This window comes from Arthrobacter sp. Ms25 (assembly GCF_059090365.1).
In genome coordinates, this window is the sequence record NZ_JBNHFP010000001.1 from 525005 (window position 1) to 549703 (window position 24699).

Below are 24699 nucleotides of genomic sequence, written 5' to 3' on the forward strand. Positions count from 1 at the left end.
GTTTCACCGCGCCTCCAGGGACAGTGCACGGTAAGCAGCTATGGCTTCTCGCGGACCGCCGTCGAATACCACTGTTCCGCCGTCCATGACCAGCACCCGGTCCGCATCGGCGGCAAAGTCCAGGTCATGGGTGGTGTAGATAACCTGCTGGGGCAGCGAGGCGAAAACCCGCCTCAGCCGTGCGGTGTTCCGCAGGTCCAGCAGGGTGCTGGGCTCATCCGCCACCAGCACGGCAGGCTCAACCGCCAGCACCGACGCCAGCGCCATGAGCTGCCGTTCACCACCGGAAAGGTCGTAGATACTCCGGTCTGCCAGTTCCAGCAGCCCCAGCGCCTCCAGCCGGGCTTCCGCCGCAGCCCGCCGCTGCGTCCGGTTCCGGATCGTGGCGCGCAGGGACAGCTCGACGTCGTCCCGCCCGGTGGGCATCACAAGCTGCGACAGCGGATCGGTAAAGACGAACCCGACGCGCCGGCGCACGTCCGCCCCGTTCCGGGCAGTGTCCAGGCCATCCACAGTGACCGTGCCGGAATCCGGCAGCACGAGTCCGTTCAACAACTTCAGCAACGTTGATTTACCCGAACCGTTGGAGCCGATGACGGCGGTTCGAGCCGTATACAGCTCCAGCGAAAGAGGGTGAAGGACCGGAACGCCCGCCCCGCCGCCGGACGCGGAGGGCAGCACACAGGCGTCCTGCAGCAGGATGGAGGGCATCAGCGGTTCCGGCGTTTCGGATCCGCCATCGACGGAAAGGCCTTGAAGACGCTGACTGCCACGACGGCTGCGAGGACGTTCTTAATTACGTCCCCGGGCCAGAAGGCCATATCCGCTGCCAGCGCCGCGGGGAAGGACAGATGCGCGTTGATCATCAGGGCCGCAATCCCGGCCGGATGCACCACGGTGAAGCTGGTGGCCAGCGCTGCGGCGAACAGCAGGACGGCCCGTGCACGGCGCCGCACCACCAGCCGCGTCAGCAGTCCGACGACGGCGGCGGCCGCAGGGAAGGACAGGAGGTAGCCGGCCGACGGACCGGCCAGGACACCGAGGCCTCCGCTGAACCCGCTGAAGACCGGAAGCCCGGCGAGGCCGGTCAGCAGGAAGAGTCCGACGGCGGCAGCCCCGCGTCCCGGCCCCAGAAGCATCCCGGTCAGCATCACCGCGAGGGTCTGCAGGGTGATCGGCACCCCGGCACCCAGCGGCACGCCGGGAAGGATGGAGAATACCGCGGTGAGGGCCGCAAAGACGGCAATCAGTGACAGGTCGGCAGACGTCCACCGCCGGCGTCTGGGAAGCGGCCCGGGGACGGAAGAGCCCTGTCCGGCGGCACCGGAGACGGAGCGCGGCGCATCGGCCGAAGTGTTGTTCATCGCTGCACTTTTCCTTGGGAGGGAAGAAAAACGGACCGGTTAACGTTTCGAACACTAGCTGCGCATTAGCGGGATTCCATTGGAGGTTTTCTACAAACGGACTCCGGCGGCTAGACTGGGAAGGCTGTTCCGGCCAACCAGGCCTCCAAGACCGGTCTCTGTGACCCTCCCGCCTCGGTGGATTCCCACCGTTTCGAGGCCCGCGCACCGCGCAGCGTATCTGCAAGACAAAAACCTTCGAAAGGTCCACTGAGTGATTTCCGTATCTGGTCTCGAGCTGCGTGCAGGCGCACGTCTGCTCATGGAAGCGGTTTCATTCCGTGTTGACAAGGGAGACAAAATCGGGCTGGTAGGCCGCAACGGCGCCGGCAAGACCACCCTGACCAAGGTCCTCGCCGGTGAGGGACTCCCCGCTGCCGGTACCGTCAAGCGCGTAGGCGAAATCGGCTACCTGCCCCAGGATCCCCGCACTCCGGACATGGAACAGCTCGGCCGGGACCGGATCCTCTCGGCACGGGGCCTGGACAAAGTCTCCGCACAGTTGAAGAAGTGCCAGGACGAGATGGCCAGCGACGATCCCAAGATCTCCTCCAAGGCCATGAACCGCTATGACCGGCTCGAGGCGGAGTTCCTCTCTGCGGGCGGCTACGCGGCGGAGTCCGAAGCGGCCTCCATCTGCGCCAACCTGGCCCTGCCGGACCGGCTGCTGAACCAGCCGCTGAGCACACTGTCCGGCGGCCAGCGGCGCCGTGTGGAGCTCGCCCGCATCCTGTACTCCGACGCGGAAACGATGCTCCTCGATGAACCCACCAACCACCTCGACGCCGACTCCATCGCCTGGCTGCGGGAGTTCCTGAAGAACCACACCGGCGGCCTGATCGTGATCAGCCACGATACGGAACTGCTGGAAGCAACCGTAAACAAGGTCTTCAGCCTGGATGCGAACCGCGCCACCATCGACATCTACAACATGGACTGGAAGCGCTACAAGGTCCAGCGCGAGACGGATGAGCGGGCCCGCAAGCGCGAGCGTGCCAACACGGAAAAGAAGGCCGGCATCCTGCTGGCCCAGGCCAACAAGATGAAGGCCCGCGCCTCCGGCGCCTCGGCCGCCCAGAGCATGCTCAAGCGCGTGGACCGCCTGATGGGCGGCCTCGACGCCGTCCGTGCCAGCGACCGCGTCGCAGCCCTGCGATTCCCGGATCCGGCTCCCTGCGGCAAGACCCCGATGATGGCCGAGGGCCTCAGCAAAAGCTACGGTTCGCTGGAGATCTTCACCGACGTGGACCTGGCCATCGACCGCGGGTCGAAGGTCGTCATCCTGGGCCTGAACGGTGCCGGCAAAACCACCCTGCTGCGGATGCTGGCCGGCGTGGACCAGCCGGACACCGGAAAAATCATCCCCGGCCACGGGCTCAAGGTGGGCTACTACGCCCAGGAGCACGAGACGCTGGACACGGACCGGACGGTGCTGGAGAACATGCGTTCCTCGGCCCCGGATATGGACGACGCCGAGGTCCGCAGCGTCCTGGGTTCGTTCATGTTCAGCGGCGACGACGTCGACAAGAAAGCCGGAGTCCTGTCCGGCGGCGAGAAGACCCGCCTGGCCCTGGCCACCATTGTCGCGTCCTCGGCAAACGTCCTGCTCCTGGACGAACCCACCAACAACCTGGACCCGGCCTCCCGTGCCGAAATCCTGGGCGCCCTGAGCAACTACACCGGCGCCGTGGTGATGGTCAGCCACGACGAGGGCGCCGTTGCGGCGCTGAACCCGGAACGCGTGGTCCTCCTGCCGGACGGCGACGAGGACCACTGGAACGAAAACTACCTGGACCTGGTGACCCTGGCCTAGCCGGACCCTTCACAGACAACAGCGGCCCTGCTCCCATCGGAGCAGGGCCGCTGTTGTCTGCGGGAGCTAATACCCCTGGGCGTCCAGGATGGCGTCCTCTTCCTCTTCGCCCGTGGGGCCGCGCTTCTTCCGCGGCGGACGACGCCGGGAAGGCGGCGGGACGGCGGCAATGATGTCGTCGTCATCGTCGTCCTCGTCGTCGACGCCGTCGTAATACCGGTTCAGGGCTTCCTGCCGGGCGGCATAGCCCAGGCCGATGAACATCATCAGCGCAAACCCGTACCACTGCAGTCCGTAGGACAGGTGCAGGCCTTCATCCACTTCCGGCCGCGGGGCTGCTTCGGGAACGACGGCGGGGCTCGGGTCCTCGCTTGCCATCAGCCCGTAAGAACCCTGGTGCAGCGGATAGTCCAGTTCCCGGGAAAAGGCGGCCAGATCAATGGATGCCAGCTGCCCTTCGGGTGCGCCGCGGTCCAGCGTCGGTTCGGCGGCCTTAATCCGGGCCACCACACTGACCCGGCCCTCCGGTGCTGCCGGAATGCTGTCCGGATGTCCGGCTTCGTTGTCGCCGATCGGGAGCCAGCCGCGGTTGACGGCCACGCTGGTGCCGTCGTCGAGCTTCAGCGGCAGCAGGACCTCATAGCCGGGCCGGCCCTTCAGCGGACGGTTGCGGACGATGAACTGCTCGGTGGAATCGTAGGTGCCCTCAAGCCGCACGGGCAGCCACTCGGCCGATTCGTCATAGCTGTCGAAGTACTTTTCGGCCTCCCCGTACGGCACGGGGGCGGCGTCGTAATTGTTCTCGATGCGGGCGGTGTCGGCCAGGGACGCTTCGCGGCGCTCCATTTGCCACAGACCCAGGCTGACACAGGCGGCCGCCAGCACGCAGACGAGCACGAACCACCCGAACCAGCGGGCGGAAAAGAGGAACCGGTACATCTACTCCATCCCGCCTTCGCCCAGCGGGAGGGTTTCCTTCCAGAGGCCGCGGGTGCGCAGGTAATCCTCCAGCCATTCGCGGTGCTCCTCGCAGGACAGCCAGGTCTTGCGGCGTTCCGGGGTGTGGATCCGCGGGTTGTTCCACAGCAGCCGCCATGCTGCGTTGTGCCGGCAGGCTTTCCGGGAGCACACCGGTGTGCCGGGGCCTGCGTCCGGGGTGCCGGAGAGGGAATCGAGGAGGTTCATGCTGGAGGATCAGGCCTTATCTTCGTTGTCGTTGTCTACGATTTCGCCCGGCAACACAGTGGTTTCGGGGGTGTCTTCGGGCGTTTCGGCCGCCCGCGGGGCATCCAGCACGCCGGCCGGCGGCCGGTCTATCATCGCATCCGAGGCGGTCATGAGGCGGGTGTCCGAGCCGCCGTTGGCCATGATGACGGCAAAATAGGGGAGCACCACCGCTCCGGCAATCACCACCCACAACAGCCAGCCGTGGACAAAGAACATCAGGAACAGGCAGACCACGCGGATGCCCATGGACACGCCGTACTTAATCATGCGGGTGCGCATTTCATCCGTGTGCGGGCTGGGTGCATCGGTGATTCTGGGAACGCTTTCCCCGCGGTTTGTGTCCCTAGCCATCAGTAGCCATCGGTAGTCTTCCTCACCCTCTAAACAGGTTCGTTCATTCTCTCACTAGCGGCGGCGTTGCAGAAGTTGAATCCGGCGCACGTAGGATCGAGGAAACCCCCAATCGCTGGCTGAAAGAAGGAACATCCGTGCAGAACACCCCAGAGAACGTATCCGGCCGCAGCGTCCTGGTGACCGGAGGAAACCGCGGAATCGGGCTGGCCATAGCCAAAGCGTTCCTCGCCGCGGGGGACCGCGTGGCCATCACCTACCGCAGCGGAGAGGTTCCGGACGGGATGCTGGGCGTCAAGGCGGATGTGACGGATATGGCATCCGTGGACGCCGCGTTTACCGAGGTGGAAGCCGCCCACGGGCCTGTTGAAGTCCTCGTGGCCAATGCCGGGATCACCCGGGACACCCTGCTGCTGCGGATGAGCGAAGACGACTTTTCCGACGTGATCGACACCAACCTCACCGGTGCCTTCCGCGTGGTCAAGCGCGCCTCCAAGGGGATGCTCCGGATGAAGAAGGGCCGGGTGGTGCTGATCTCCTCGGTGGTGGGCCTCTACGGTTCGCCCGGACAGATCAACTACGCCGCATCGAAGTCCGGGCTGATCGGCATCGCCAGGTCGCTGACCCGCGAATTGGGCTCCCGCAACATCACGGCCAACGTCGTGGCACCGGGATTCATCAACACCGATATGACCCGAGCACTGCCCGAAGACACCCAGAAAAACTACCTGTCCTCCATCCCCGCAGGCCGGTTTGCCGAGCCTGAGGAAGTCGCCAACGTGGTGCGCTGGATCGCCGGCGACGAGGCAGGCTATATTTCCGGTGCAGTCATCCCGGTTGACGGCGGCCTGGGCATGGGGCACTAGCCACGGCGCACGCACTGTTCCCGATTCCTTGGAGGTTTCCTCAACTGCCGGCCGGGACACCGGCTGGCAGGATGGGTTCGGAGAGCTGAACATTTAGGTAGTTTCAACAAAAAGGAGATCCCATGGGCCTGCTGGAAGGCAAAGCCGCGATTGTCACCGGATCATCACGCGGAATCGGAGCCGAGGTGGCGCGTTTCCTGGCCGCCGAGGGTGCCGGCGTCGTCGTCAACTACCGCCAGAAGGCCCCGCGCGCCAACAAGGTGGTTGCAGCGATTGAGACCGACGGCGGACGTGCGGTGGCGGTGGGCGCGGACCTCACCGTCGCGGAAGGCCCGGCAGCCCTCGTGGCTGCAGCGCAGGAGAACTTCGGCGGTCTCGACGTTCTGGTGCTCAATGCCTCCGGCGGCATGGAAACCGGCATGGGCGAGGACTACGCGTTGAAGCTGAACCGCGACGCGCAGGTCAACATGCTTACTGCGGCTGTTGAGGTCATGCCGGCCGGTTCGCGGGTGGTCTTCGTTACCAGCCACCAGGCGCACTTCATTGCCTCGGTGCCGACCATGCCCGAATACGAGGCCGTGGCCCGAAGCAAGCGTGCCGGTGAAGACGCCCTTCGCGCCCTGCTGCCGCAGCTCGAGGAGAAGGGCATCACCCTCGTGGTGGTCTCCGGCGACATGATCGAAGGAACCGTCACGGCCACGCTCCTGGACCGGGCCAACCCCGGCGCCATCGAAGCACGCCGCGAGGAAGCCGGCAAGCTGTACTCCGTGGCCGAGTTCGGCGCCGAGGTGGCCCGGATGGCGACCGCCGATGTTGCTTCCGGCCACACCGAATATGTGGGCGGCGCCGACTACCTGACCGCAGGCGCAGCGGGCGAGCCGGCCTAGAGCGTCACGAAGTGCTGCACCAGGTCCAGGCGGGGCAGGTTCAGCACGGCATCCGCGGCGGCCTGCACTGCCGGCTTGGCGTTGAACGCCACGCCCAGTGCGGCCGCCGCAAGCATGTCCAGGTCGTTGGCCCCGTCACCGACGGCAATGGTGTGCTCCGGTGCCACATCCAGTGCCCGCGCCCATTCGGCCAGCGAGCGGGCCTTGACCGAGCGATCCACCACCTCTCCGGACACCGCACCGGTCAACACACCGTCCTCGATCTCCAGCACGTTTGCCCGCCGGAAGCTGAGCCGCAGCCGGTCGGCCAGCGGGTCCAGCACCTGGGTAAACCCGCCGGAGACAACGGCAACTCCGTGCCCGGCGGCCAGGAATTCCTTCACCAGCAGCTCGGCGCCGTCGGAAAGTTCAATTTTTGATGCCACGTCATCTATGACGGATGCCGGCAGTCCGGCCAGGGTCTTCACCCGGGCATGCAGGCTTGCAGCAAAGTCCAGTTCACCACGCATGGCCGCCTCGGTCACGGCCGCCACCTCCGCTTCGCGTCCCGCGTGGGCTGCCAGCAGTTCAATGACTTCCTGCTTGATGAGGGTCGAATCCACATCCAGCACCAGCAGCTTGCGGGCTTCCTCCAGCAGCGACGGTGGCACCACGGCACTGTGCTCGCCGCCCGGCTTTGCCGGTACGGCTGCCGCAGCTGCGGCCACCGTGCGCCGCAGCCGGGACAGGCCGCCGTCGTACCCCACGTAAAGCTTGGACACAGTGAAACCGTCCCCGGCGGCGTTCTCCAGTTCGAGGATCCGCGCACCCAGGCCGGAGACGGCAGCCTGCACCGCGCCCAGATAGGCGTCGGACAGATCCGTCCCGTAGCTGACGACACTGTATTCGGGGGAGTTCGGCATGGTTTCCGTTCTGCTCGGTTCGTCACTCTGGCACCGGTGCGGTGCGGGGGGATCGGAGGCCGCATCCGAACGGCCGCTGCGGCGTATCGTTTCGCCAATGCCCCTTTCCTTAGCCTAATGTCTAGTGCTATGAGTGATGTTCTTGAATTTGCCGGCGTCAGCGTTGTGCGCGGCGGCAAGACCCTGTTGGACGGCGTGAACTGGCAGGTCAAGGAGGGGGAGCGCTGGGTGGTCATGGGCCCCAACGGCGCCGGGAAGACAACGCTGCTGCAGATTGCCGGCGGTCGGATGCACCCCACCCGCGGTGTCGCGGGCATCCTGGAGGAAGTCCTCGGAGCAGTGGACGTGTTTGAACTGCGCCCCCGCATCGGCTTGGCCTCCGCCGCACTTGCCGGCCAGATCCCCGACGACGAGACGGTCCTCAACGTGGTGGTGACGGCGTCCTACGGGATGACCGGACGCTGGCGGGAAAAGTACGAAAAGCTCGATGAGCGCCGGGCCTTCAACCTCCTGCATGAGTGGGGCATGTCCACCTTCATGAACCGCCGCTTCTCCTCCCTCAGCGAGGGAGAGCGCAAGCGCGTGCAGATCGCCCGCGCCCTGATGACCGACCCGGAACTGCTGCTGCTGGACGAGCCGGCCGCCGGGCTGGACCTCGCCGGCCGGGAGGACCTCCTGTTCCGCCTCGGCGAGCTCGCCCGTGACGAGGAAGCACCCGCCATGGTGCTGGTCACCCACCACCTCGAAGAAGTCCCCACCGGCTTCACGCACGCGCTGCTGCTGCGTGACGGCAGCGTCGTGGCGTCCGGTCCCATCGACGAGGTTTTCACTGAACAGCACCTGAGCACGGCCTTCGACCTGCCGCTGGAACTGCGCCGCGAGGGCGGCCGGTATTCGGCCACTGCCCGGCGCAGCTAGGAAACCCCGCAGTGAGCCTTCAGTACCTGGAGTCCGCGGATGATCCGCGGGTTTCCGACTACACCTCCCTGACGGACACGTCCCTGAGGAAGCGGCGCGAGCCGGAGGAAGGCATGTACATTGCCGAGTCCTCCAAGGTCCTGCGCCGGGCCGTCGACGCCGGCCACCGTCCGCGGTCCTTCTTCCTGGCCGAGAAATGGCTTCCGGACCTGCAGGACATCCTGGACCGGTTCCCCGAGGTGCCTGCCTTCGTAGGCACGGCCGAAATGCTTGAAGAAATCACCGGGTTCCATCTGCACCGCGGCGCCCTGGCTGCGATGGAGCGGCCCGCTCCGCTGGAGCTGTCCCGGCTGCTGGCCACCTCCCGCCGCATCGCCGTCCTCGAAGACATCGTCGACCACACGAATATCGGCGCCATTTTCCGCTCCGCCGCAGCCCTGCAGGTGGACGCCGTCCTCGTCACGCCCCGCTGTGCGGATCCGCTGTACCGCCGGGCCATCCGGGTCAGCATGGGCACCGTGTTCCAGGTTCCCTGGGTCCGCCTGACGGACTGGCCCGGCCAGCTCGGCCAGCTCCGGGACGCCGGGTTTGTGACGGCGGCCCTGGCCCTGCGCGAGGACTCCCTGACCCTGGACCAACTCAGCGCCCGCCGCGACGAGCGTCTTGCCCTGGTCCTTGGCACCGAAGGCGACGGGCTCGCCGAAACCACCCTTGCCGGCGTCGACCTGGCGGTGCGCATCCCGATGAGCGGAGGGGTCGACTCACTGAACGTGGCGGCCGCCAGCGCGGTGGCTTTCTGGGAGTGCCGCCCCTAATCCGTGCCGGGCAGTCCGCTGCCCTTACCCTGCAGCTCCCCAGGTGCCAGACTGTGCCCAGTCACCCACCCCTTTGAGGATGTCAGCGGAGCAGCCATGGAACCCAGTGCGCGGACTCGGCAGGGAAAGGCCCTGGCGTTGTGGGCCGCGTTGCTGCTGACGGTTTCAGCCTGCGGACCCACAGCCCAGCAGCTGCAGGAGCGGGAGGCATCGGCGTCAGCCTCACCGTCGGCCTCCGTTCCCCCTGCGGCAAAACCGTCCCCGTCCGCCTCGCGGCAGCCGCTTTCCGTTCCCGCCACGGCAGCTCCGCCGCCGCGGGTCGGGGTCACCGGCAGCCAGACCGGAATGCCGCAGCCGGTCCAGGATGCCTGCCAGTGGCTGCTGCGCCGGGATCCGGACCCGATGCCCGGTGAGGAAGCGGGTGCCTGCGTCTCCGCGGCCATGGCTGCGGGGGAGGGCGGGATCCAGACCCTGCAGACCGACACCAGCTGGCTGCCGGCAGGCACCTACAGTGTCCGCTTCGCCACTGCGCCGGGTTTCGCCATGACCCTGGAGCACACGGACCAGGACCTTGCCGTCAGCATCCGGGACGGGCAGCGGACGCTGCGCAAGGACGGCAAGGACATTCCTGCGGACCCGGAGGGCTCAGCCGAAGAAGCCTATGCCGCGGTCCTCGCCGATGCCGCCGAACTGACCGTGCGGCCGGAAAAGGTGGCTGCCCTGCTAGCCTCCGCGGCTGCAGTGGAAGTCGGCTACGGTGCGCAGCTGGACGGCGGGGCCTATACGCAGATCCGCGGCAGCTTCGACACCGCAGGGACCGCCCCGGAAACCGGGCAGGAAACGGAGTCGTCCGCCGTCCTGCCGGCGGGTTCGTTCTCGCTCTACCTGGACGATTACTACCGTCCCGTCCGGATCGACATCACCGGGCTGAACCAGGGAATCACCTCGACCATCACTGCGGTCAATGCACAGTGGGGCACCCCGGGACTGTCCTGAATCCCGCGCCGGAGCGTTTCCTGCCCGGGAACGAAATGCGCTAGTATGGGTTGCTGGCCGAATATCCGGCCAACAAAGCTTTCCACCACACTGTGCCTGGCAAAATCCAGGCACCAAAAGAAGGTAAAACTGTGAAGTCTGATATCCACCCCAAGTATGCCCCGGTTGTCTTCCGTGACCTCGCGTCCGACACCGCGATCCTGACGAGCTCCACCGCCACGTCCTCCAAGACGATCGAGTGGGAAGACGGAAACACCTACCCGCTCATCGAGGTGGAAATTTCCTCCGCATCGCACCCGTTCTACACGGGTAAGCAGCGCATCATGGACTCCGCCGGCCGCGTGGAGCGCTTCAACGCACGCTTCAAGGGCTTCGGCACCAAGAAGTAGCCAGGAACGGAAACACAGCAGTACATGGAAAGGTCCGCCGGCATCAGCCCGGCGGGCCTTTCCCTATAAGGGGGCCATCCGGTCCCGTTACCGGTTCGGAGCAAAGGAGTCTTGATGGCAAGCGCAGAACACAGCGGACGCCGGCACGGAGAATACAAAGTCCCCGGCGGCAAACTCGTTGTCGTGGACCTGGACGTCCGCGACGGCCGGTTGGCGGATGTTTCCCTGGGCGGCGACTTCTTCCTGGAACCGGATGAAGCGCTCAAGGACATCAATGCCGCCCTCGAGGGCCTGCCCGCCGAGACGCCGTTCGGCGATATTGCCGCTGCCGTCCGCTCCCGGCTGTCGCCGGATGTGGTCCTCTTCGGTTTTTCGCCGGAGGCTGTAGCCACTACCGTGCGCCGTGCCCTGGGCAAGGCCACGGGCTGGGGTGACCACCAGTGGGAGATCATCCCGCCCACTCCGCTCTCCACGCACATGCACGTGGCAATGGACGAAGTCCTGGCGGAGGAAGTCGGTGCCGGCAAGCGCAATCCGACCCTCCGGTTCTGGGAATGGGAATCTCCGTCCGTGGTGATCGGCAGCTTCCAGTCCCTGAAGAACGAAGTGGATCCCGAAGGGGCGGAACGGCACGGGGTGACGGTCGTCCGCCGCATCACCGGCGGCGGTGCCATGTTCATGGAACACGGCAATGCCATTACCTACTCCCTATACGTTCCCCAGTCCCTGGTGGACGGCCTGAGCTTCGCGGATTCGTACCCCTTCCTCGATGCCTGGGTCATGGAGTCCCTGAAAAAGCTTGGCATCTCCGCCTGGTACGTTCCGCTCAATGACATGGCCACCGACCAGGGCAAGATCGGCGGCGCCGCCCAGAAGCGGTTCAGCAGCGGCGGGATGCTGCACCACGTCACCATGTCCTACAACATTGACGCGGACAAGATGGTCGAGGTGCTGCGGATCGGCAAGGAGAAACTCTCGGACAAAGGCACTACCAGTGCCAAGAAACGGGTGGATCCGCTCAAACGCCAAACCGGGCTCTCCCGTGAGGACATCATTGCCACCATGATGGACACCTTCGCCGCCCGCTACGGAGCAGTGGAGGCCGGCATCAGTGACGAGGAGCTGGCCCTCGCCGAGGAAAAGGTCGCGGAGAAATTCGATACCCAGGAGTGGCTCAGCCGGGTACCGTAACCCTGGCCCTGCGGACCGCCCGGCTACCCCGGTGCGGTCCGCGGGCCTAGACTGCGGGCATGGAGAAAAAGTCGCTGACCGCCCTCGCCCGCCAGCACATGGAATCATCCCGGCAGGCGGCCAGCGGACGCAGCGCGTCCACGGTCTACGGCGGACACGAGCATGTGCTGCGGCAGACGGTGATCGCCCTTCGGGCCGGGTTTGTCATGGACGAGCATGAGAATCCGGGCGAGGCCACGGTCTTTGTCCTGAAGGGCCGGGTATCCCTCGCCGCGGAGGGCAACACCTGGGACGGCTCCGCGGGAGACCTCCTGATCGTTCCCCAGGCACGGCACTCCGTGGCAGCACTGGAAGACTCGGCCATCCTCCTCACCGTGGCCAAACCCCAGCTCGCCTGACCGGATACCGCAGCAGCGCCACCGCAGCCCGCGGAACTACAGGGCCGCTGCCTGGACGCGCAGGGAACGAAGCAGCTGGTCCTGCTGTTCAATGATGATCCGCCGCAGTGCCGCCGGAGCCTGGGGATGCAGTTCCAGCCATTGAACCGACTTCTGCACCACCGGATGGTCCGCCGGCGCCGTTCCGGGAGCCGCGTCCTGGTGTCCCGGATAGAGCCCGGCGACCACGCGTGATGCCAGCTCAATGCTGCGCCCGGCCCACACCTCGGTGAGGGAAGCGAAATAGTCGTCCAGGTACGGGTCCAGCAGCTCATGGCTGCCCAGGCCGAATCCGGTAATGGTGGCCGAAAGCAGCTCATTGGAGAGGGCATCCGTGTGGACCGCAGCCTGCCAGGCGGCAGCCTTGACCTCGGGGTCGGGGAATGCCGCCGCAGCGGTGGTATGCCCCACCCGCCCCGACGCGGTGGTATCGCGCTCGAGTTCCGCGTCCAGTTCCGCTCGGGTTGCCGACCGGGTTGCGGCCAGGGCCACCCACAGACGCCAGCGCAGGTCGGAGTCCACGGCCAGGCCCTCGACGCCGGCACTGCCGTCCAGCAGTCCGCGCAGCAGCCCGTTGTGGGTGCTGCTGCGCCGCCCCGCACCCGCTGCTGCCCTCGCCCAGATAATCTGCCGGTCGCTGCCGGGCGCCGCTGCCTGAAGCTGGTCGGTGATATGGGCGGCGAACTCCTCGCGCAACGCTTCCCGGAGCGGTGCCGGAGCGTAGTATTCGATGGCGGCGAGGGCGTTGTCCAGCAGCACCTGCAGCACCCCGGCACCGCTTTCCTGCGCGGATACGCGCTGGACCAGGCGTACGTAGTCCTTGGCGCTGAGGATCCCGTCGCGGACGCTGTTCCACAGTGCCGACAGGGTGATGGCCCGGGCCAGGGGATCGCTCAGCCGGTGCAGGGATTCCATCAGGGTGGCCAGTGACGCGTCATCGAAGCGGATCTTGGCGTAGGTCAGGTCCTCGTCGTTGAACAGCAGCAGGGCCGGACGCTGCCTGCCGATCAGCTCAGGCACTTCTGTCCGGGAACCGGCGACATCCAGTTCCACACTGTCGATGCGGGCCAGGGCGCCGGCGGCATCGAAATCATAGAGCCCGATGCGGAGCCGGTGCGGCCGCGGAACCTGTTCACCGCTGACCGGATCCGGCGCGTTCTGCCGGATGACCACGGAAGTGTAGGCGCCGCCGTCGTCGGTTTCCGTCTCCGGGACCAGGACCGGAACGCCGGCGGTCTGCAGCCACCGGGCGGACCACAGTGCCATGTCCCGGCCGGATGCCGTCTCCAGGGCGGTGAGAAGGTCCGCGAGGGTGGTGTTGCCGAAGGCATGCTCACGGAAGTATCCCCGGGCCGCTTCGATGAAGGTATCAAAGCCCACGTAGGCCACCAGCTGCTTCAGGACGGAGGCACCCTTGGCGTAGGTGATGCCGTCGAAATTCTGTTTGGCCGCTTCCAGGTTCGGAATATCGGCAACGATCGGGTGCGTGGTGGGCAGCTGGTCCTGGACGTAGGCCCAGGCCTTGCGCCGGTTCGCGAAGCTGACCCAGGAATTCGTGAAGTCCGTGGCACGGTCCACTGCCAGCGCACCCATGTAATCCGCGAAGGATTCCTTCAGCCACAGGTCGTCCCACCACTTCATGGTGACCAGGTCCCCGAACCACATGTGCGCCATTTCGTGCAGGATGGTGTTTGCCCGGGCCTCGTACTGTGCCTCGGTGGCGCGGGACCGGAAGACGTAGGCCTCGGTGAACGTCACCAGGCCGGGGTTCTCCATGGCGCCCAGGTTGTACTCGGGCACAAAGGCGGAATCGTACTTGCCGAAGGGGTACGGGTAGTCAAAGAGCTCATGGAAGTAGTCCAGCCCGCGCTTGGTTACCGCGAAAATGTTTTCCGGGTCGAAGTACTCGGCCAGCGAGGAGCGGCAGTAGGCGGCCAGGGGTATCCGCAGGTCCGTACCGTCCTCGAGCCGGCGGGACCACTCGTCGTCGGCCCGGTGGTAGGGTCCGGCCAGCACTGAGGTGATGTAGGTGGAGATGCGCTGGGTGGGGGCGAATTCCCAGCGGCTGAGGGTACCGTCGCCCAGCGGCGTCCGCTGCGTTTGAACGCCGTTGGAGGCCACTTCCCATCGGGTCGGCGCCGTAACGGTGAAACGGAAGGATGCCTTGAGGTCCGGCTGCTCGAAGTCGGCAAACACGCGCCGGGCGTCGGCCGGCTCGTACTGCGTGTAAAGGTAGGTCAAACCGTCCGCAGGGTCGCGGAACCGGTGGAGTCCTTCACCGCTGCGGCTGTAGAGGGCCGTACCGTCGACGGTCACCGTGTTTTCCGCCTGCAGGCCCGCCAGGTGGATCCGGGAGGCGTCGACGGCCTCCGCCAAGTCCAGTTCGGCGCCGTTCAGGACAACGGAGGTGACCCCGCCGTGGATGAAATCAAGGAATGTCGCCGCGCCGGGCTCCGAACAGCTGAAGGTGATGGTGCTGCGGGTCCGGAAGCCGGCCGCATCGGGGTCTTCGGCATTCCCCAGGTCCAGATGGACGTCGTAGGAGGTCACGGACAACAGGCGGGACCGCAGGGCGGCTTCGTCACGGCTCAGGTTCTGGTTAGGCACCTGTTCATTCAATCACTTCTTTGGGAGCCGGTGCTGCCTCATGACGGGAGGAGGGCCGCAGGCGTTTCCTCAGCGGCCGGGCCCGGAGCCGGTCCGCAGCGGCGCAGAAGGACACGGTGGCAAGAACGATGAAATACGGAGCGTAGAGGTAGAGGAACCGGGAACGGGCCTCGAAGAACAGGAGGAACAGCAGCAGCCCGAGCAGGGCAATCCGCAGTGCGGAAAGCTCCGGGCGCAGCAGCCTGGGCGTCCGCAGGAACAGCGGCAGGGCTACGAGGGCCAGGACGGCGAACCAGGTTCCCTGCCAGATGGAGAGCATCCATTGGAAGTGGGGACGGGTGTCGCCGAGCAGGTCCTGGATACCGCGGTCGGCCGGATCTTGGGAGAGGAAGTTATCGGCGGTTACCCGCCCTTCGCCCCAGCTGAAGAACGAGCCGTCCCCGGTCACCCAGAGGAGTTTGTGGTTGAGGAAGGAAAGGTAGCCTCCCGGTCCCATTTCCGCCACGCGGTCCGCGTAGGTCTCCACCCCGTTCCTGAATTTCTCCTCCTGCCCCTCAATGGCCTCCGTGCTGAGGTAGTCCGCCTGGCTGTAGGCGCCGTAGTACGGGCCGTGGGGACCTTCCGAAGCCTGCGAGCCGACCATGAGGAAGTGCCCGGGATTCATTGCGTGCGGGTTGGAGGCGACGTCGAAGCCGACGGCGGGGGACCGGCGTTCATACTCCCCGATGAGGGAGTGGCCGATAAAGAAGCTTCCGCCCACCACGGCAACGGCGGTGAGCAGGACAGCGGTCTTCCTTCTGCGGACGAGCAGGCACAGTGCCGTGATGCCGGCCGCCGCCAGGCCTATGACGACGGTGGGTTTGACCCCGTAGCCCACGGCGGCGATCCCGCCGGCCAGTATCCACAGCGGAACCTGCACGGCACGCCGGGAGGAGCGGGCCGCCGCCAGGAGCAGGCACAGGACCAGGGAGGTGAACAACACGCCCGCCGTGTCCGAGTACAACACTCCTGCCCAGGGGGACAGCATCAGGAACACCGTGGACGGCAGGAGCGTGAGCGCTGCTGCCCTCCGGCCGGCCAGCATACGTGCCGCACCATAGGTCAGCACTGTTCCGCTGAAGAGCACCAGCCCGTTGAGGAATGCCGTAGCCATGGTGAGGTCGCTGAAGCCCAGCGACAACACCAGCTCAAAGTAGGCGGCAACCAGCAGTGTGAGAAGGAGGTTGTTCGGATTGACCTGGAAATAGCCGTCCACCGATTCCAGCGTTCCCTGGGCCAGCCCGGCCGCGGAGGTGTAGACGGCGTAGGAATCCCAGTCCGCCGGGATCCGGACGGCGTACGCCACCCGCATTTGTACGGCCAGCAGCAGTGCCCAAAGGGCTGTCCACGCGGCGACGGACCAAAGCCTGTGCACGGACGGGAACCGGACGTTCCGCAGCAGCAGGTACAGGGCGGACAGGAGCAACAGGACAACCGCAGCTGCGGCCAGGGACCAGCCGGTGGAGTAGCGGGAGGCACCGTAATGCGGATTGACCAGGTTGTTCAGCAGGGCCCAGAGGATGACGGCGCAAAAGACCAACCCGGCGATGGCCGGAAGCCGTGCCGGCCACGGAGCCCGGCGGAGAGACGAATCTCTGCGGAGAGGCGGAGCCCAGCGGAAAGGCGGAGCATGCCGCCGCTTCACGCCCTCGGCAGTATCGTTCGCTGCGCCTTCATCGGGCATGGCCGTGTCCTTTGGAAGCCGTTGGAGAATCGGGCTGGTAAATCCTATCAGGAACGTGATCCCGTCATCCGGCCAGCTGCAGTGCTACGGCCAGCCCCAGGCCGGAGACCAGCAGCCAGGAAACCAACCCGGCTGCGGCCGCACGGACACCGGAGGCGGCGACCGTCCGGAACCGGACGCCTGCCCCCAGTGCGAAGAGAGCCGCCGCAAACAGCAGCTCCTGCACTAACGCAGCGGTGTCCAGGACCGCTCCGGGCAGCACACCCCAGGTCCGGACCAGGATCAGCGCGAGGAAGCCCAGGACAAATAGCGGAACCAGCGGCGGCCGCTTGCCTTTGGCAGGGCCCGGCGCATCGGTTCGGCGGACGAGGAGACCGGCAGCGGCGGTCATCGGCGCCAGGAGCACCACCCGGGCCAGCTTCACGACGACGGCTGCGGCCAGTGCCGCCGCCCCTGCGGTCTGCGCCGTGGCGACCACCTGCCCGACGTCGTGCACCGACGCTCCGGCCCAGGAACCGAATACCTCCGGCGGCAGCCCCAGGAACCCGGCCGCCACGGGCAGCACCGCGATGGCCAGGGTGCCGCACAGCGTCACCAGGGCCACCGGGACCACTGTGTCTTCAGTGCGGGTCCTGCGGGCGGCGGCCATTGCTCCGACGGCGGAGACGCCGCAAATGGAAAAGCCTGCCGCTATCAGCACCGGCTCATCCCCGGGCAGGCGAAACAGCCGGCAGATGCCGTAGGTGCCCGCGAAGGCCGCCAGCACCAGGACCACGATCAGCACCAGTGCAGACCAGCCCAGTCCGGCAATGTCCACCAGGGAGACCTTCAACCCCAGCAGCACGATGCCGAGGCGCAGGAACTTCCGCGCGGCCACGGCAAGCCCCGGCTTCCAGGCACCTGTCACCTGCGCCGCGGGTCCGGGCAGATTGGCGGCCAGCAGCCCCAGCACCACAGCTGCGGTCAGGACCGGAACTGCCGGCAGGAGCAGGTGCAGCAGGTAGGACACGGCGACGGCGGCGGCCGAGGCCAGCAGCCCCGGAACGGTGCCGCGCACGCGGGCGGGGAAGGAAGGCAGCGCAGGCGGGGAAGGGGCGGGGGAGGCTGGCACGTCTCCAGCCTGCCGTAGTCCGCTCCGTTCTCCAAAGCCCGATGCACCCCGGCGGCGTCCGCTGTGCACGGAAGTCGGCGATCCGGGGACCGGCCGTACTGGGGGCCGCCCCTCCGTTGCTACCATGGGGGCACCATCCTCAAGCCATCGGGGGAAGCGACCATGAGTCCCCAGGACAACCGCCGGGACATTGCCGGCGCCTCCGACACGATCCTCGAATCCCCGTGGTTATACCCCGCCGCCGAGGTTGCAGCGGCGCTGGGCACGGACCCGGAAACCGGGCTCGACGCCGACGAGGTCCGGGAGCGCCGGCAGCGTCACGGGCCGAACCAGCTCGCCGAGGGCAGGAAAGTGCCGGCGTGGCGGAAGATCCTGGCGCTGCTCTCGGACCGGCTGACCATCGTCCTGATCATTGCCGCGGTTGTCAGTGCCGTTGTCTCCCGGGAGTGGGAAACCCCCGTGGTGATCCTGCTCGTGATCATCCTCAACACCTCGCTGAACTACGTGCAGGAACAACGGGCGGAAAGCAGCCTCGAAGCCCTGCGCAATGCGTCCGTGGCCAGCGCCCGGGTGCTGCGTGCGGGCAGCCCGGCCACCGTGGAGCGGACGGAACTGGTTCCCGGCGACGTCGTGCTGCTGGAGGCGGGGGACAGTGTGCCCGCGGACGGACGGCTGCTGGAGGCCGTGCGCCTGCAGGTGGCCGAGGCGGCCCTCACCGGTGAGTCTCAGCCCACTAACAAGGCGGCGGCGGCGCTTTCCGATCCGCAGCTTCCGGTGGCGGACCGCGTCAACCTGCTGTTCATGGACACGGACGTGACCCGCGGGCGCGCAGTGCTGCTGGTGACGGGGACCGGCATGGACACCCAGATCGGCACCATCGCCCACCTGCTGGGAAGCACCCGGGAGGAAAAAACCACCCTGCAGCGCAGCATCGACCAGCTGGCGCGGGTGCTGACCTATATCGCCTTCGCCGTGGTTGCCCTCGTCTTCGTGCTGGGGCTGCTGCGCGGAGACAGCTGGGAGGACCTGTTCCTGACCGCTGTCTCGCTGGCCGTCGCCACCATTCCCGAAGGGCTGACCGCCGTCGTGGCGTTCACCCTCGCCATGGGCGCCTCCCGGCTCGCTGCGCGCGGGGCAATCATCAAGCAGCTGGCTGCGGTGGAAACCCTGGGCAGCACGTCACAGATCTGCACCGACAAGACCGGCACGCTCACCCTCAATGAGATGACGGTACGGCGGCTCTACTCGCCCGCCGGCCGCCGCTTCCGGGTAACCGGGAACGGCTACTCCACCGACGGAAAGATCCTCAGCCCCGACGGCCAGGCAGCCCCGCTGCCCCCCGAGGCGTATCTGGCCATGGCGCTGTGCAACGACGCCTCGGTCGAGGACGGCAGGCTCACCGGCGACCCGACCGAGGGAGCCCTGGTGGTGCTGGCGGAAAAGGGCGGCATCGACGTTGCCGGCGCCCGGGCCACCCACCGCCGCGTGGCCGAGGTTCCGTTCGATTCCGACTACAAGTTCATGGCTACGTTCAACCGCGGTGACGGCACCGCCGTGACCTGCAACGTGAAGGGAGCGCCCGGCGTCGTCCTGGACCGGGCGGCTTTCCTGCAGACCCCGGACGGTCCGGTGCCGTTGGATGCGGAGGAACGTGCACGTATTTCCCGCGACGTCGAGTCGCTGGCCAATGCGGGCCTGCGGACCATGGCCGTAGCCGGGCGGGTTCTTGATGCACCCCTGCCGTCCAGTCCGGAAGCACTCTTTGCCGAAGCCTCGAACCTGGTGCTGTACGCCGTCGTCGGGATCCTGGACCCGCCCCGGCAGGAGGCGGCCGAGGCCATTGCCCGGGCGCATCAGGCGGGGATCGATGTGCACATGATCACCGGCGACCATCTGGTCACGGCTTCGGCCATTGCCAGGGACCTCGGGATCGAGGGCAGGGCCGCCGCCGGCACGGCGCTTGACGCCATGGATGATGACGAGCTGCGCCGGCAGGCCCCGCACCTCGGGGTGCTGGCCCGGGTTTCCCCCGAACACAAGATCCGGATCGTGACGGCGCTGCAGGCCGACGGCTACATCGTGGCCATGACGGGCGACGGCGTGAACGACGCACCGGCACTGAAACGGGCCGACATCGGCATTGCCATGGGCATCACGGGCACCGATGTCTCCAAGGGTGCGGCCAAGATGATCCTCACCGACGACAACTTCGCCACCATCGTGGCCGCAGTCGAAGAAGGCCGCGGCATTTACGACAACATCCTGAAATTCGTCCGGTTCCAGCTGACCACCGCCTGGGGGTTCGTGCTGATCTTCCTTGCGGCGGCAACTTTCGGCTTTGCCGGCGGGGCGCCCTTCACCGCTCTGCAGATCCTGTGGGTGAACATCATCATGGACGGCCCGCCTGCACTGGCCCTGGGCGTGGACCGCACCGATCCGGAAGTCATGAAACGTCCGCCCCGGCCGGCGGGCGAACCCCTGCTGACCGGGCGGCGGATCGCTGTGCTCACAATGCTGGGCATCGTCATGGCCGTGGGCACCTGTACGGTGCTGGTCAACGCGCCGCGCTGGTTCCCGGAGAGCGCCGGCAGCACCGACTTCGCCGGCACCATGGCCTTCACGACCTTCGTGTTCTACCAGGTATTCAACCTGCTCAATGTCCGCTCCGAAACGGGCAGCATCTTCACGCTGCGGACCTTCACCAACCGGGCCGTCTGGGTGTCCCTTGTCGCCGTCGTGGTGCTGCAGATCCTCGTGGTGGAGCTGGACATCTTTTCGGGCATCTTCGACACGGTGCCGCTGACCTCGGCGCAGTGGATGCTGTGCATCGGCGTCGGCGCCACCGTGCTGGTGGTCTCGGAGCTCGGCAAGGCAGTCCAGCGCCTGGCCGGGCGGCGCGGCCGCCGGCCGGAGCAGGCTCCCGTGTCCTACCAGGGGGAGGGCTTGTAGTCCTTCAGGAAGACCCCGTACTGGTCTTCTCCGTTTTCACCCATCACGATCGGGTCATAGACCCGGGCCGCGCCGTCCACCAGGTCCAGCGGTGCGTGGAAGCCCTCCTCGGCCAGGCGCACCTTGGTGGGGTGCGGACGTTCGTCGGTGATCCAGCCGGTGTCCACCGCGGTCATCAGGATGCCGTCCGTTTCCAGCATTTCCTGGGCGCTGGTGCGGGTAAGCATGTTCAGCGACGCCTTGGCCATGTTGGTGTGCGGATGGCCGGGGCCCTTGTAGCGCCGGGAGAACTGGCCCTCCATGGCAGAAACGTTCACGATGTACTTCCGCCGTGCTTCGGATGCGGCCATGGCCGGGCGGAGCCGGTTCACCAGCAGGAACGGCGCCGTGACGTTGCACAGCTGCACCTCCAGCATTTCCAGCGGATCCACTTGGTCCACCACCTGCGTCCAGCTGTTGATCGGAGCGGTGTCCGGCACCAGCCCGCCGGCGTCGATAGCCGTTCCGGCTTCCATCCGGGCCAGCGACGAGGAGCCGGCGGTGAGCGCCAGCGCGGTGACCGCATCGGCCGCAAGCACGGGATGGGCGGCAACGGACCCGGCCAGGGCCGTCGGGTGCGCATCGTAGGTATGGCCGAACGTGACCAGTTCGGGCATGGGGCCGTCCGGGAGCGGCGCCAGTTCCGCGTCGGTCAGCGGGCGGTACGCATTGGAAGAACGGCGCACGGTCTGCGCTGCGTTGTTGATGAGGATATCCAGCGGTCCGGCGTCCGCCACGGACTCGGCCAGGGAAATGACCTGGGCGGGGTCACGCAGGTCGATGCCGACAATGCGCAGCCGGTGCAGCCAGTCGGCGGAGTCCTCCATCGCGGCGAAGCGGCGGGCCGCGTCCTTGGGGAAGCGGGTGGTGATGGTGGTGTGTGCGCCGTCGCGCAGCAGCCGCAGCGCAATGTACATGCCGATCTTGGCCCGGCCGCCGGTCAGCAGCGCACGCTTGCCGGTCAGGTCCGTGCGGGCATCGCGCTTGGTGTGGCTGAAGCCGGCACATTCGGGGCAGAGCTGGTGGTAGAAGGCGTCCACCACGGTGTAGGGCTGCTTGCAGATGTAGCAGTTGCGCGGCTTCAGGAGGGTTCCGGCGGACGGACCGTGGGCGGCGCTGGTGAGCTGGGCACCGCGCGTTTCATCATCGATCCGGTCAGCTGCACCGGTGGCGGTGAGGGCGACGACGGCGCGGTCCGCCTCGGCGACGGCGGAGCGCTTTTCGTTCTTCCGGTGCTTCTTAACGGACTTGAACATTTTGGCGGTGGCCCGCCGGACGGCAACGTAGTCGGGGTTCTCTTCATCCAGGACATGGATGGAGGCCAGGACCTTCAGTGCGGTAGAGATGTCTTCCGGGCTTAGTTCAGGGGTACTCATGGGGGCCTTTACGCTCATCGGCACCGGAGGATCCACAGTGCAGGCGCACCGTGTGCGCCTTCAGAGGATACCGGAGAAGACCCGGGGCACCCGTATCGGGGGCGGGGTGCCGGGATATCTCACACCCGGCACCCCCGCTCCTGGACGCTTAGTCCTCCGGAATCCGCTGCCCCTTGCTGAGCACCGTCAGGCCGGATTCGGTCACGGTGAACCCGCGGCTGAGGTCAAGTTCCCGGTCAACACCCACAGTCGCGCCCGCCGGAATGCGTACGTTCTTGTCGATGATGGCCCGGCGGACCACGGCTCCCTCGCCTACGTACACCTTGTCCATGAGCACCGAATCGGTCACCTCCGCGTTGGAGGCGACGTAGACGTCCTGCGCCAGCACGGAACCGGTCACCGTGCCGCCGGAAATGACCGTCCCGTCGGACACGATGGAGTCGAAGGCGGTACCGGCCTGGTCGGAGGCGCTGCGGACGAACTTGGCGGGCGGGGAGATGCTCTGCCGCGTGTAGATGGGCCACTTCAGGTTGTACAGGTTGAACGCCGGCAGCGGGGAAATCAGGTCCATGTTGGCGTCGTAGTAGGAGTCCAGGGTGCCGACGTCGCGCCAGTACCGGTGGTCGTTGCCGGTGGCACCGGGGATGACGTTCCGCGTGAAGTCGTAGACGGCGGCGTCGCCGCGTTCCACGAAGTACGGGATGATGTCCCCGCCCATGTCGTGCTTGGTGACCAGGCGTTCCTCGTCCCACTGCAGCGCCGAGACCAGGGCGTCGGTGTTGAAGACGTAGTTGCCCATGGAGGCCAGGAAGCTGTCGGGATCGTCCGGCAGGCCCGGGGTGGATTCCGGCTTTTCCACGAATGCGGCAATGCGCTCCGGGTTCTCGGGATCGGTTTCGATCACGCCGAACTGGTCCGCCAGGTGCAGCGGCTGCCGCACGGCGGCAACGCTCACCGAGGCGCCGGAAGCAATGTGCGCCTCCACCATCTGTGAAAAGTCCATGCGGTAGACGTGGTCCGCGCCGATGACGACGACGATGTCCGGCTGGGCGTCCTCAATCAGGTTCATGGACTGGTAGATCGCGTTTGCGCTGCCGAGGAACCAGCTCTTGCCCACACGCTGCTGGGCGGGCACCGATGCCACGTAGTTCTGGAGCTGGGTGGAAAGCCGCCAGGTCTCGGAGATGTGCCGATCCAGGCTGTGGGACTTGTACTGGGTCAGGACCACGATCTGCAGGTACCCGGAGTTCACCAGGTTCGATAATGCGAAGTCGATGAGCCGGTAGCGCCCGGCAAACGGAACCGCCGGTTTAGCCCGATCTGCGGTAAGCGGCATGAGCCGTTTACCCTCGCCGCCGGCGAGAACTACTGCAAGGACCTTCTTAGGCGCCATTGTCTGAACCTCTTCCAAAAAATAAGACTACTGACTTCACACTAGATCACAGGTTGCCCGGTGCACTACGTTGGTTTAGTGCGAGTAGATATTGTGTCGAAGGAATTCCCGCCGGAAATCTACGGGGGAGCAGGCGTTCACGTTGCCGAGCTCAGCCGTGTCCTGGCCGGAGAAGTAGATTTGAATGTGCATTGTTTCGGGGCGCCGCGACCCGAAGATTTCCATGGCGCAAAGGTAAGGAGCTACGGGGTACCGGCGGAACTGCATTCCGCGAACCCGGCAGTGCAGACCCTGGGCACGGACCTGGAAATCCTGGCCAACCTGGCCGGCGCGGACCTGGTCCATTCACATACCTGGTACGCCAACATGGCCGGCCACCTGGGGTCGCTGCTGCACGGCATACCGCACGTCCTCAGCGCCCACAGCCTGGAGCCGCTGCGTCCGTGGAAGGCCGAGCAGCTCGGCGGGGGATACGCGGTGTCCTCCTGGGTGGAGAAGACCGCCTACGAAGCGGCGGCCGCCATCATCGCGGTCTCCGAAGGCATGCGGCAGGACATCCTGCGCAGCTATCCGGACGTGGATCCTTCGAAGGTGCGGGTGGTCCACAACGGGATCGACGTGCAGCAGTGGCAGCCGGATGCAGACACCGAGGGCGTCCGCGCCTTCGGGATTGATCCTGACCGTCCCAGTGTGGTTTTTGTGGGCAGGAACACCCGCCAGAAGGGCGTACCGTATCTGCTCCGTGCGGCGGCGCTGCTGCCGCCGGAGGTCCAGCTGGTCCTGTGCCTCGGTGCGGCGGATACCCCCGAACTGGCTGCGGAGACCGCGGGGCTGATCGAGGAACTGCGGCGCACCCGCACCGGCGTCGTGGTCATCGAGCGCATGCTTCCGCGCGCCGAGCTGATCAAGATCCTCTCCGTCGCCACCGTCTTTGCCTGCCCGTCGGTCTATGAACCGCTGGGCATCGTGAACCTTGAGGCCATGGCCTGCGGCACCGCCGTCGTCGCCAGCGCCACCGGCGGGATCCCGGAAGTGGTGGACACCGGCGTCACCGGCCTGCTGGTACCCATCGACCAGGTCACCGACGGTACCGGCACGCCGCTGGACCCGGAGAAGTTCGTGCAGGACTTCGCCGCTGCCCTGACCGCAGTGGTCAGCGATCCGGATTTGGCCCGGCGGATGGGCGAGGCCGGCCGGGCCCGTGCCACCGAGCAGTTCTCCTGGGAGTCCATCGCCGAAACCACCCTCGATGTCTACCGGTCCGTCCTGAAGTAGCAGGCACAACCAGCCCTGAACACGAAGAAGG

Annotated in this window: 22 protein-coding genes; 11 read left to right on the forward strand and 11 right to left on the reverse strand. The window is 66.6% G+C overall.

The window, feature by feature from the left end:
* Positions 1-3: 3 nt before the first annotated feature.
* Positions 4-711 (reverse strand): energy-coupling factor ABC transporter ATP-binding protein, encoded by a 708-nt coding sequence (locus AC5RT8_RS02420; RefSeq protein ID WP_494094102.1) that lies wholly within the window; start codon positions 709-711, stop codon positions 4-6.
* Positions 711-1364 (reverse strand): biotin transporter BioY, encoded by a 654-nt coding sequence (locus tag AC5RT8_RS02425; protein ID WP_494094103.1) that lies wholly within the window; start codon positions 1362-1364, stop codon positions 711-713. The genes AC5RT8_RS02420 and AC5RT8_RS02425 overlap by 1 nt, the downstream gene beginning before the upstream one ends.
* Before the next feature lie 253 nt (positions 1365-1617).
* Here AC5RT8_RS02425 and AC5RT8_RS02430 point away from each other — a divergent pair, with 253 nt between their 5' ends.
* Entirely contained in the window at positions 1618-3216 is a 1599-nt protein-coding gene (locus tag AC5RT8_RS02430; protein WP_494094104.1) for an ABC-F family ATP-binding cassette domain-containing protein, read from the forward strand.
* 66 nt (positions 3217-3282) lie between these two features.
* Here the strand turns inward: AC5RT8_RS02430 and AC5RT8_RS02435 are convergent, their stop codons facing one another.
* The 3 genes from AC5RT8_RS02435 to AC5RT8_RS02445 are packed head-to-tail and all read right to left on the reverse strand — an operon-like array spanning position 3283 to position 4794.
* Complete coding sequence (locus AC5RT8_RS02435) at positions 3283-4155, reverse strand: SURF1 family cytochrome oxidase biogenesis protein (RefSeq protein WP_494094105.1); 873 nt, start codon at positions 4153-4155, stop codon at positions 3283-3285.
* Positions 4156-4401, reverse strand: a complete 246-nt coding sequence (locus AC5RT8_RS02440; RefSeq protein ID WP_494094106.1) for a hypothetical protein — start codon at positions 4399-4401, stop codon at positions 4156-4158.
* 9 nt (positions 4402-4410) lie between these two features.
* Positions 4411-4794 (reverse strand): DUF3099 domain-containing protein, encoded by a 384-nt coding sequence (locus AC5RT8_RS02445; protein ID WP_494094107.1) that lies wholly within the window; start codon positions 4792-4794, stop codon positions 4411-4413.
* Positions 4795-4931: 137 nt separating this feature from the next.
* Between AC5RT8_RS02445 and AC5RT8_RS02450 the strand changes: the two genes are divergently transcribed.
* Positions 4932-5660 (forward strand): beta-ketoacyl-ACP reductase, encoded by a 729-nt coding sequence (locus AC5RT8_RS02450; RefSeq protein WP_494094108.1) that lies wholly within the window; start codon positions 4932-4934, stop codon positions 5658-5660.
* Between the two features lie 122 nt (positions 5661-5782).
* Positions 5783-6547 (forward strand): SDR family oxidoreductase, encoded by a 765-nt coding sequence (locus AC5RT8_RS02455; RefSeq protein WP_494094109.1) that lies wholly within the window; start codon positions 5783-5785, stop codon positions 6545-6547.
* Here the strand turns inward: AC5RT8_RS02455 and serB are convergent.
* A complete protein-coding gene (gene serB, locus AC5RT8_RS02460) occupies positions 6544-7449 on the reverse strand; it encodes a phosphoserine phosphatase SerB (RefSeq protein ID WP_494094110.1) in 906 nt (301 codons plus the stop codon). The genes AC5RT8_RS02455 and serB overlap by 4 nt on opposite strands.
* A gap of 129 nt (positions 7450-7578) precedes the next feature.
* Here serB and AC5RT8_RS02465 point away from each other — a divergent pair, with 129 nt between their 5' ends.
* The 6 genes from AC5RT8_RS02465 to AC5RT8_RS02490 all read left to right on the forward strand — a co-directional run bounded on the left by AC5RT8_RS02465 (position 7579) and on the right by AC5RT8_RS02490 (position 12156).
* Positions 7579-8367, forward strand: a complete 789-nt coding sequence (locus tag AC5RT8_RS02465) for an ABC transporter ATP-binding protein (protein WP_494094111.1) — start codon at positions 7579-7581, stop codon at positions 8365-8367.
* Positions 8368-8378: 11 nt separating this feature from the next.
* Entirely contained in the window at positions 8379-9182 is an 804-nt protein-coding gene (locus AC5RT8_RS02470) for a TrmH family RNA methyltransferase (RefSeq protein WP_494094112.1), read from the forward strand.
* 96 nt (positions 9183-9278) lie between these two features.
* Positions 9279-10178 carry a hypothetical protein gene (locus tag AC5RT8_RS02475; protein WP_494094113.1) on the forward strand — a complete coding sequence of 300 codons (900 nt, stop codon included), beginning with the start codon at positions 9279-9281 and terminating at the stop codon, positions 10176-10178.
* Between the two features lie 131 nt (positions 10179-10309).
* Positions 10310-10567, forward strand: coding sequence for a type B 50S ribosomal protein L31 (locus AC5RT8_RS02480; RefSeq protein ID WP_494094114.1), 258 nt, complete (start codon positions 10310-10312; stop codon positions 10565-10567).
* 114 nt (positions 10568-10681) lie between these two features.
* Complete coding sequence (gene lplAB, locus AC5RT8_RS02485) at positions 10682-11758, forward strand: lipoate-protein ligase LplAB (RefSeq protein WP_494094115.1); 1077 nt, start codon at positions 10682-10684, stop codon at positions 11756-11758.
* Between the two features lie 59 nt (positions 11759-11817).
* Complete coding sequence (locus AC5RT8_RS02490; protein ID WP_494094116.1) at positions 11818-12156, forward strand: cupin domain-containing protein; 339 nt, start codon at positions 11818-11820, stop codon at positions 12154-12156.
* Positions 12157-12192: 36 nt separating this feature from the next.
* Here AC5RT8_RS02490 and pepN read toward each other — a convergent pair whose 3' ends face one another.
* From pepN to AC5RT8_RS02505, 3 genes are all read right to left on the reverse strand, one after another.
* Positions 12193-14802: an aminopeptidase N gene (gene pepN, locus AC5RT8_RS02495; RefSeq protein WP_494094117.1), complete on the reverse strand. Its 2610-nt coding sequence runs from the start codon at positions 14800-14802 to the stop codon at positions 12193-12195.
* 4 nt (positions 14803-14806) lie between these two features.
* The gene (locus AC5RT8_RS02500) at positions 14807-16525 is read right to left on the reverse strand and encodes a glycosyltransferase family protein (RefSeq protein ID WP_494094118.1); all 1719 of its coding nucleotides are present in this window, start codon (positions 16523-16525) and stop codon (positions 14807-14809) included.
* Between the two features lie 64 nt (positions 16526-16589).
* Entirely contained in the window at positions 16590-17603 is a 1014-nt protein-coding gene (locus AC5RT8_RS02505; protein WP_494094523.1) for a YeiH family protein, read from the reverse strand.
* 195 nt (positions 17604-17798) lie between these two features.
* Here AC5RT8_RS02505 and AC5RT8_RS02510 point away from each other — a divergent pair, with 195 nt between their 5' ends.
* Positions 17799-20585 carry a cation-translocating P-type ATPase gene (locus tag AC5RT8_RS02510; protein ID WP_494094119.1) on the forward strand — a complete coding sequence of 929 codons (2787 nt, stop codon included), beginning with the start codon at positions 17799-17801 and terminating at the stop codon, positions 20583-20585.
* On the opposite strand, the gene AC5RT8_RS02515 is transcribed toward AC5RT8_RS02510, so the two are convergent.
* Together AC5RT8_RS02515 and glgC are read right to left on the reverse strand one after the other, a co-directional pair.
* A complete protein-coding gene (locus tag AC5RT8_RS02515; protein ID WP_494094120.1) occupies positions 20564-22000 on the reverse strand; it encodes an SDR family NAD(P)-dependent oxidoreductase in 1437 nt (478 codons plus the stop codon). The two genes, AC5RT8_RS02510 and AC5RT8_RS02515, sit on opposite strands and share 22 nt — an antisense overlap.
* Before the next feature lie 148 nt (positions 22001-22148).
* Positions 22149-23393 (reverse strand): glucose-1-phosphate adenylyltransferase, encoded by a 1245-nt coding sequence (gene glgC / locus AC5RT8_RS02520; protein ID WP_494094121.1) that lies wholly within the window; start codon positions 23391-23393, stop codon positions 22149-22151.
* Between the two features lie 78 nt (positions 23394-23471).
* Between glgC and glgA the strand changes: the two genes are divergently transcribed.
* Entirely contained in the window at positions 23472-24668 is a 1197-nt protein-coding gene (glgA, locus tag AC5RT8_RS02525; protein WP_494094122.1) for a glycogen synthase, read from the forward strand.
* The last annotated feature ends 31 nt before the right edge of the window (positions 24669-24699 follow it).

What these genes read in the sequence shown, in the direction of transcription:
- AC5RT8_RS02420 (WP_494094102.1), bottom strand. Translation starts at nt 711, where the DNA reads ATGCCCTCCATCCTGCTGCAGGACGCCTGTGTGCTGCCCTCCGCGTCC.
- AC5RT8_RS02425 (WP_494094103.1), bottom strand. Translation starts at nt 1,364, where the DNA reads ATGAACAACACTTCGGCCGATGCGCCGCGCTCCGTCTCCGGTGCCGCC.
- AC5RT8_RS02435 (WP_494094105.1), bottom strand. Translation starts at nt 4,155, where the DNA reads ATGTACCGGTTCCTCTTTTCCGCCCGCTGGTTCGGGTGGTTCGTGCTC.
- AC5RT8_RS02440 (WP_494094106.1), bottom strand. Translation starts at nt 4,401, where the DNA reads ATGAACCTCCTCGATTCCCTCTCCGGCACCCCGGACGCAGGCCCCGGC.
- AC5RT8_RS02445 (WP_494094107.1), bottom strand. Translation starts at nt 4,794, where the DNA reads ATGGCTAGGGACACAAACCGCGGGGAAAGCGTTCCCAGAATCACCGAT.
- AC5RT8_RS02455 (WP_494094109.1), top strand. Translation starts at nt 5,783, where the DNA reads ATGGGCCTGCTGGAAGGCAAAGCCGCGATTGTCACCGGATCATCACGC.
- serB (WP_494094110.1), bottom strand. Translation starts at nt 7,449, where the DNA reads ATGCCGAACTCCCCCGAATACAGTGTCGTCAGCTACGGGACGGATCTG.
- AC5RT8_RS02465 (WP_494094111.1), top strand. Translation starts at nt 7,579, where the DNA reads ATGAGTGATGTTCTTGAATTTGCCGGCGTCAGCGTTGTGCGCGGCGGC.
- AC5RT8_RS02475 (WP_494094113.1), top strand. Translation starts at nt 9,279, where the DNA reads ATGGAACCCAGTGCGCGGACTCGGCAGGGAAAGGCCCTGGCGTTGTGG.
- lplAB (WP_494094115.1), top strand. Translation starts at nt 10,682, where the DNA reads ATGGCAAGCGCAGAACACAGCGGACGCCGGCACGGAGAATACAAAGTC.
- AC5RT8_RS02490 (WP_494094116.1), top strand. Translation starts at nt 11,818, where the DNA reads ATGGAGAAAAAGTCGCTGACCGCCCTCGCCCGCCAGCACATGGAATCA.
- AC5RT8_RS02500 (WP_494094118.1), bottom strand. Translation starts at nt 16,525, where the DNA reads ATGCCCGATGAAGGCGCAGCGAACGATACTGCCGAGGGCGTGAAGCGG.
- AC5RT8_RS02510 (WP_494094119.1), top strand. Translation starts at nt 17,799, where the DNA reads ATGAGTCCCCAGGACAACCGCCGGGACATTGCCGGCGCCTCCGACACG.
- AC5RT8_RS02515 (WP_494094120.1), bottom strand. Translation starts at nt 22,000, where the DNA reads ATGAGTACCCCTGAACTAAGCCCGGAAGACATCTCTACCGCACTGAAG.
- glgC (WP_494094121.1), bottom strand. Translation starts at nt 23,393, where the DNA reads ATGGCGCCTAAGAAGGTCCTTGCAGTAGTTCTCGCCGGCGGCGAGGGT.